This window comes from Rhodomicrobium udaipurense JA643, from assembly GCF_000636015.1.
GTDB lineage: Bacteria > Pseudomonadota > Alphaproteobacteria > Rhizobiales > Rhodomicrobiaceae > Rhodomicrobium > Rhodomicrobium udaipurense.
This window is the reverse complement of sequence record NZ_JFZJ01000164.1, coordinates 1-6,356: the sequence shown is the minus strand read 5'-3', so window position 1 is coordinate 6,356 and position 6,356 is coordinate 1. Positions and strand designations below refer to the sequence as shown.

9 protein-coding genes are annotated in these 6,356 nt (G+C 63.2%); 3 read left to right on the top strand and 6 right to left on the bottom strand.

Annotation, left to right across the window (positions count from 1 at the left end):
• Positions 1–45 precede the first annotated feature (45 nt).
• Entirely contained in the window at positions 46–207 is a 162-nt protein-coding gene (locus T281_RS18485) for a hypothetical protein (RefSeq protein ID WP_155955306.1), read from the bottom strand.
• Here T281_RS18485 and T281_RS18955 point away from each other — a divergent pair.
• From T281_RS18955 to T281_RS15855, 3 genes are all read left to right on the top strand, one after another.
• Positions 200–454, top strand: coding sequence for a hypothetical protein (locus T281_RS18955; RefSeq protein WP_037241703.1), 255 nt, complete (start codon positions 200–202; stop codon positions 452–454). The genes T281_RS18485 and T281_RS18955 overlap by 8 nt on opposite strands.
• 83 nt (positions 455–537) lie before the next feature.
• Positions 538–1,059, top strand: a complete 522-nt coding sequence (locus T281_RS19190; protein ID WP_037241700.1) for a hypothetical protein — start codon at positions 538–540, stop codon at positions 1,057–1,059.
• Positions 1,060–1,067: 8 nt separating this feature from the next.
• The gene (locus T281_RS15855) at positions 1,068–1,922 is read left to right on the top strand and encodes a site-specific integrase (RefSeq protein WP_037241696.1); all 855 of its coding nucleotides are present in this window, start codon (positions 1,068–1,070) and stop codon (positions 1,920–1,922) included.
• 158 nt (positions 1,923–2,080) lie between these two features.
• Here the strand turns inward: T281_RS15855 and T281_RS15850 are convergent, their stop codons facing one another.
• The 5 genes from T281_RS15850 to T281_RS15830 all read right to left on the bottom strand — a co-directional run.
• The gene (locus T281_RS15850; RefSeq protein WP_037241692.1) at positions 2,081–2,416 is read right to left on the bottom strand and encodes a hypothetical protein; all 336 of its coding nucleotides are present in this window, start codon (positions 2,414–2,416) and stop codon (positions 2,081–2,083) included.
• 46 nt (positions 2,417–2,462) lie between these two features.
• Entirely contained in the window at positions 2,463–3,077 is a 615-nt protein-coding gene (locus T281_RS15845; protein WP_037241689.1) for a hypothetical protein, read from the bottom strand.
• Positions 3,078–3,088: 11 nt separating this feature from the next.
• The gene (locus T281_RS15840; RefSeq protein WP_037241686.1) at positions 3,089–3,628 is read right to left on the bottom strand and encodes a TubC N-terminal docking domain-related protein; all 540 of its coding nucleotides are present in this window, start codon (positions 3,626–3,628) and stop codon (positions 3,089–3,091) included.
• A gap of 15 nt (positions 3,629–3,643) precedes the next feature.
• Positions 3,644–5,377: a hypothetical protein gene (locus T281_RS15835; protein WP_052037586.1), complete on the bottom strand. Its 1,734-nt coding sequence runs from the start codon at positions 5,375–5,377 to the stop codon at positions 3,644–3,646.
• A partial coding sequence (locus T281_RS15830; protein WP_210164081.1) for a toprim domain-containing protein occupies positions 5,374–6,356 on the bottom strand: 983 nt, incomplete at its 5' end. The genes T281_RS15835 and T281_RS15830, both read right to left, overlap by 4 nt.

Here is a 6,356-nt window from a genome sequence, read left to right as displayed (position 1 = left end):
CGGCAATCGCGGGATCCGCTGCGCGGGGATAACGCGCCGGTCTCCTCAAAGCGGGTTGCGCCCGCGCGCCTTCAGCATGTCGCGCTCACGCTCGCCGAAACGGGCGAGCGTAAATCTCCCGCAAGCTTCCAGAACGCGAATCGCCTCAAGAGAGCGCCGATTGAGGCGCGGCCTCACAGACTGCGACGCGGGAGCTTCGATGCTCACACTTATCACCTTGGCTGCTGCTATCGTCGCCTCTGCTGTCATGGCTCTTCTAGCGTGGCTTTTCATCGGCGGTGCGATCATTCCGCCCTTCCTTCGGCGGCGCATTCAGCAGCGGAGAACCGCCCCGACGACATGGTTCTGGCGGAATTATTATGAAGTCTCCGGAATTGCAGGAGGCATTGCGTTTGGGGGGATCCTGGGCTTCCTTCAGTTCGTCGTGATGCCCTGGGCATTTGGGTTCAAGTGACGGTCTGAGGCGTAGCGATTCATGCTTCGGAAGGTGACGATTTGGAATCGCAACCGTAGCGACACGCACAGAGAGGGCGCAGCATGAATGACTCGGCTCGCGAAGAACTTCTGATGCAGGTTGATGCGGAGACGCTTTCCGAGCTTCGCCGCTTGGCGCGCAAGGAGAAGCGCGAGCTGCGTGAAGTGATCGAGGAGGCATTCCAAGCGCTGATCGCCCAGCGCCGCCGAAATCCGCTCAACCTCTACACGCTTGAAGACGCGTGTGGATTGTTTCCATCGGAAATCGGCATCACCGCCAAGGATTTGAAGAAAGAAGCTCGGCGCGGGCGGCTGGCTGTCATCAAGGTTTCCCGAAAAGAGTTCGTGTCCGAGCAGGCCATCAGGGAGATGTTGGCCGTATGCCAAGAAAAAAGTCGCCCCCGCGTCTCTGGCTCCGACCTGGCGGACCCGACCGAGAACCAATCTGGGTCATCCTTGACGCCGGAAGCCAAATCAGCACTGGCTGCCCTGAAAGAGCAATCGCTGAGGCTGAGAGGGCTCTCGCCCGATACATCACGGCAAAGCATGAAGCGCCGGGGGAAGGTCGAGCAGCCGCCACGCTGATTGCTGACGTGCTTTTGTTCTATGCCAAGAATCGCATTCCGCTGCTCGCTGATCCTCCAGGGGAAGCCTATCGCGTCGACAAGCTGGCGGAGTTCTTCGCTGGATCGACCTTGACCGCCATCACCGGGCAGAAGTGCCGCGATTATGTGGCGTGGCGCGCGGCGCAAGGCGTCGGGCCATCGGCGCGGCGTGAGCTCGACGTGCTGTCCGCCGCGATCAACTTCTATCACCGCGAGTTCGTGCTCGATGTCGTGCCGACCGTCACGAAGCCGCCGGCGGCATTGCCGCGAGAGGGATGGCTCACACGCTCGCAAGCCGCAGCCCTGCTTTGGGCCGCGTACCGCGCGCCGGAGAGCAAGCACCTCGTGCGGTTCATTCTCATCGCGATCTACACGGGGTCGAGAACGGCGGCGATCTTGAGCCTTCGCTGGCTTCGGTCTCCTGTCGATGGATCGATCGATCTTGACCACGGCTTGATCTATCGGCGCGGCACGAAGGTGAGGGAGACGAAGAAGCGCACGCCGCCAGCTCGCCTGCATTGGCGGCTCATCCCGCATCTGCGGCGCTGGCGGGAGCAGGACGCGGCGCGAGGGCTGACCCACGTCATCACCTATCGCGGCAAGCCTGTCGAGAAGCTGCGCCGATCATGGGATCAGGCGTGCGAGCGCGCTGACGTTCCAGATGAGATCGTGAAGCACTCGCTTCGCCACACGGCGGCGACATGGCTGATGCAGGCGGGTGTGGATCCATGGGAGGCCGCTGGTTATCTCGGCATGACGGTCGAAACGCTGGAGCGCGTCTATGGCCATCATCACCCGGATTTCCAGCAGAACGCAGCGGGGGCGCCGGTTCGCAAACTTTGAACGTAGCAGAGCATTCCTGCAATTTTGCGGAAAAGTCCGAACACCCTCTATCATCTCCTCAATTTTGAGGATTGCACCTATGTGACGATTTGATCACCCGCCGTCACGACACCGGAAGAGACTGAAATCGTCCCTTTTTATCGATGAGGGGTTTTCGACTACTCGTCAGGCTTCAAGAGCTTCAATTGCGGCGGCTTGTGAGCGCTTGGTATCGGCGGCACGCCTCGTTCCGCAAGTGCCCGATTCACCATCGCGGTGACTTCACGGGCGATGAGCCGCTTCAACTCAGTCTCCGCAAGATCGTTTTTCAACGCCGCCAGCGGTGAGCGGACAGCCTGAGCGAGCTTCAGCTTCCGATATTCATAGGCGCGCTGACGATGGGAGGCAGAGCAGAAGCGAGGCGTGCGCCCGCGTCCGCTGGAAGCGATTTTCTCGCCGCACCAATCGCAGCGTGCCACGCGCTTTCGCGGGCGTTTCGTCACGGATTTCGTCACGTGGCGAATATCGTGACGAAATTCGAGCGCGCAAGGGCATTCCCGATCATCTCGTCACCCCGCCGAGAAGCTTCTCAAGCCTTCGGGCATTGATCGAGCCGTTTCCGATCAGCTCCATCGCGATCCGCCGCGCGCGATGGCTGCGTTCGAGGGCCGATGTCACACGCGCCTTGAGATCACGCTCGATGCTTTCGAACGATACGCCAAGCTTGGCAGCTGCGCTGTGCGCGATGCAGGTCACCAAAATACGCTCGTTGAGCGATGAGCCGGGCTTACAGTTCCGGCGGTCGAAGAGCGCTTCCGAGGCAAAGCCCGCAATGATGCGGCGGGCATGCCTCAAATCGTCCTGGGCGGTTGTGTCCGGCCCGGTGTATGGAACGCCGCCGTCCGTCTTGCCGATCCACTGTTGCGTGCCTTTGTGGACGATGGGGAAAATGCTTGTGCTCCGCACCTCGAAGCCCTCGGCAACGTAAAGGATGCAGTGACCGGCTTCATGCCATGCCGCCGATGTCTTGGGGCAATCGAATGCTTCGGGCCCGAACATGGCGTGTACGTGCTTGGCCACCTCCTGCTGCATCTCTTCGACGAGCTTCGTCTGTCCGTAACGTGGCGGTGCCGGATCGATAAATCGGAAGACGGGAGCGAACGCGGCGTTTTCCATGGCGAATTTCCTCAATCATGATTGGACAGGGCCGCGTGCCGCCACCAGGGCAGCGCGTCGGCGTGGTTCGGATGGTGTCGGCGCAGCGTCTGTGCTGCGCCGCTTCCGGTCTTCAACGTGCAGGCGTCTTCGCGGAGACCCGAAATCTCCAGGTGAAAGACGCTCCAGGCGAGATGCACGGCGAGGCCCCAGCAATCGACGCGCTGGCGGGGTGCGCTGCCAGCATGGACGCCGAACAGCGAAACCGCGTCCCAGCCGAGGCGCGCGGCTTCTTCGGCTTCTGCCGTGTCGAGGAAAGCGAGCGTTACGTCTTTCAGCATCCGCCACGCGGTGTCGGCGGCGGCTACGGCCTCAGCCTTGGCCCGCCAGTCGGCGATGCTGGCTGGAGTGATCGACGGCGCGCTGAGCAAGGCGATGATGTCGGCCTTATGCTCGCGCAGTTCAGCCAGAAGAGCGGGCGATGCCGCGCCCTTCATCCGAAGCTTGCCCTCGGCAACGGCGAGTTCAACGCCTTTCGCTGAGGCGCGGGTGAGCAGTGCGCGCGCCGTCATAGGTCGGTCCAGCCATCACCATCGGCAACGCTGCCGTCCGGCGTAGGGAAATTTGCGTCCGCTCCGTCCGACATCCTTTTGAATCAATGACTTATTTCGGACGATACCGCTTTCGCTTTGCGTCCGAACTGTGCGGCTTTGCGTCCGCACTCCGCGCTCAACTTCGGATTTCGGACGGTCGGACTGTTCGGACGCAAATTCGGGTGGCTGCGTGTACGTGATTGTCATGAGCCGCGCCCGCGTCTTTCCCCCGGCGCGGATGTGCTCGATTTCGATGCCGGTGCGGCGCAAGGCGGGAGCGAGGCGGCGCAATTTTCCAGCGAGTCCTCGTGCATTGGCAGGCCATTCGCGATCACGACGCGTACCGTCGCTGGAAAGCGTTGCGAGTTCGCCGAGAAGGTCGGTAGCGGTGCCGGTCCAGCTCGTGCGCGCCTCCATAAAGGCTCGCAATGCCACTCCGACAGAGTCGGCGTCGAGCACGGTTTCCGTGGCGTCGCGTCGGTTGGCGCTATATGCCAACATGAAATCGCCGCGCCGCCACACCGCCGTCGCAGCGTCAAATGGCAGCTTCGCTCCCTCGAAAAATCCCTCGCAGGAGGCGACCCATTCGGCGAAATCCGCCATGCGCGGGCGTGACCGCAGCGTCATGGGATTTGCAAGCCCGTAGGCAGCCGCGTCCAGCAGTACACCAAGTAAGCGCGCGGCCTCACGCTGAAAGAGTTGGTCAAGTTCAGCTTCCGTGCGACGTTCGCCTTCCGGGATTGGCGACAACCGCAGCATCAGGCATCGATCCGCGAGATCGCCGCGCGTGGCGAAATCCTCGATGCCGTTGATGATGGGCCGCCGCCCGTCAAAGATGAATTCGGCGTTGTCGGTGTATAGGGCGCGGCATGAGAAGCCTCCGCCGGTTGCCAACTTGCAGAGGGCGTCAGAGAGCCAGGCGGGGAGGCCTGACACGTTATCGAAGGCGAGAACATGGCTGTTCATCGCCGTCACAGCAAGGTCGCGCTCCTCCTTCGGCAACGACCGAAGGAGCGCCCTGTTTGGATCGATTAGCCGCCGCAGCGTCCGCGAAGACGAGCTTTTCGCCGCGCCTTGCTCGCCAGTAAGAGCAGCAATCGGGTATGGTCCCGCCGCCAAGGCGCCGAGCAGCCAGCCGACTACCATCAAAAAATCGGCCTTCGTCTCCACGTGAAGGAGTTGGGCGAGCGAAGCTATCCGTCCGCCACGTTCGGGGATCGGCAACGGCAGCATTCCCGGCGAGCGAATGAATCGGATCGGCGCGTCAGAGACGATACGCCATCCGTTGGGCGTAATCTCGACGAGCGCGCCGTCTTCGCGACCGAGATTTATGAGAATTGTCCCCTCGCCGCGTGCGATGCGAAGCGCAACCTCGCGTTCCGGCCCATCGAAACGGGCGCGGGCCTCCAAGGTGCGAACCGCCGTTCGCAACGGCTCATCTGATGGCGCGATGCCGTGTTCTCGATGGAAGCGCTGCAAGAGCGCTGATTTGAACGCGCGCCCGTCAACTCGCGACGTGAAGCGGCGTTTTCCTTCGATCACCGTGGCGAAAGCCTCGTCGTCGGCGTCGTGGAAGAGTTCGACACCCTCTTCGGCGAGCGCGAGCAGTCGTTGAGGCTGCGATTTTCCTTCGCCGTCTTCGCCGCCGTCTCCCTTCTGCCGCTTCGCCGCTTTCGGCCTCTGCTGCGCGGCGGTCTCAGCTGCGCGCCCGTTTGCTGTCGCGGTCATGCGAGCCTCCCATCCAGCACGTCGCCGAGCGCGGTTCGCACGGCATCGAGGCCGCGAAGCTGCGCAAGGTCGTCGAAGTCGGTCGCCCCGCCCGGCCCGAACTGAGGGATGACGAGCGGCGCGCCGATGGCGTCGGCTGCCATGCGCGCGAAGTGGAGGCCCGGATTGTTGACCGGCTGCGTCGTGAAACGATCATTGTCGGCGCAAATCACGAACCTCGCCGAGGGCCGCTTTTCCTTCAGCGCGATGGCGACGGGCGCGAGGTTTCCCGCATCGCAGGCCGCGACGGCGCAGTGGCCGGTGGCCTGATGCAAGCGCGCTGCCGTGGCGTAGCCTTCGGCAATCAGGACGGGTGAGTCCGCCGACGATGGACGCCCGATGGAGCAGAACGCGCCAAGCTTCGGCGTGCCCTTCATGAACCGCTTCACGCCCTCGCCGTCGATGAGCTGCGCGCCGACGAGCTTCGCCTTGCCGGGTGTCGTCGCGTACATCGGCACGAGCAGCAGCCCTTTGCACGCTGTGCGCCAGTCGTCCTCGTCGTCGATCTTGTAGGTGAAGTCACGCTGAAGGACGCGCGCACCGCCGAACGCTGGCAGTCGCTTGCGCGCAAGATACGGATGGTCCGCCGTTGCAGCCGCGCTGTTGTCCGGCGACAGCAGCCGCGCGGCGACATCGGCAGCGCGAGCTGCGAGGAGCGCGGCTTCTGCATCGCGCTTACGGCGGTCGGCCTCGATGCGCTTCGCCATGGCCGCGCGTTCGGCTTGCGAAAGCGGCTTGACCTGCCGGTCAGCGGTCCACGTGCTCTTGATACCCAATCGCCAGTTGCCGAAAGCGCCGGACGGCGGCTCGTCGAGATGGATGGTATACCAAGCGTGCCGCTTACCGTGCCCGCCCTTGTCGGCGCTGTCGACGCGATGCAGCTTGCCGTCAGCGATCGGATGACCGCCGCGCGTGTCAATGGTCACGCCCGCAGCCGCCA

Excerpts from the sequence above, each read along its gene's own strand:
- T281_RS15835 (WP_052037586.1), bottom strand. The coding sequence starts at position 5,377 with ATGACCGCGACAGCAAACGGGCGCGCAGCTGAGACCGCCGCGCAGCAG.
- T281_RS18955 (WP_037241703.1), top strand. The coding sequence starts at position 200 with ATGCTCACACTTATCACCTTGGCTGCTGCTATCGTCGCCTCTGCTGTC.
- T281_RS15845 (WP_037241689.1), bottom strand. The coding sequence starts at position 3,077 with ATGGAAAACGCCGCGTTCGCTCCCGTCTTCCGATTTATCGATCCGGCA.
- T281_RS15840 (WP_037241686.1), bottom strand. The coding sequence starts at position 3,628 with ATGACGGCGCGCGCACTGCTCACCCGCGCCTCAGCGAAAGGCGTTGAA.
- T281_RS19190 (WP_037241700.1), top strand. The coding sequence starts at position 538 with ATGAATGACTCGGCTCGCGAAGAACTTCTGATGCAGGTTGATGCGGAG.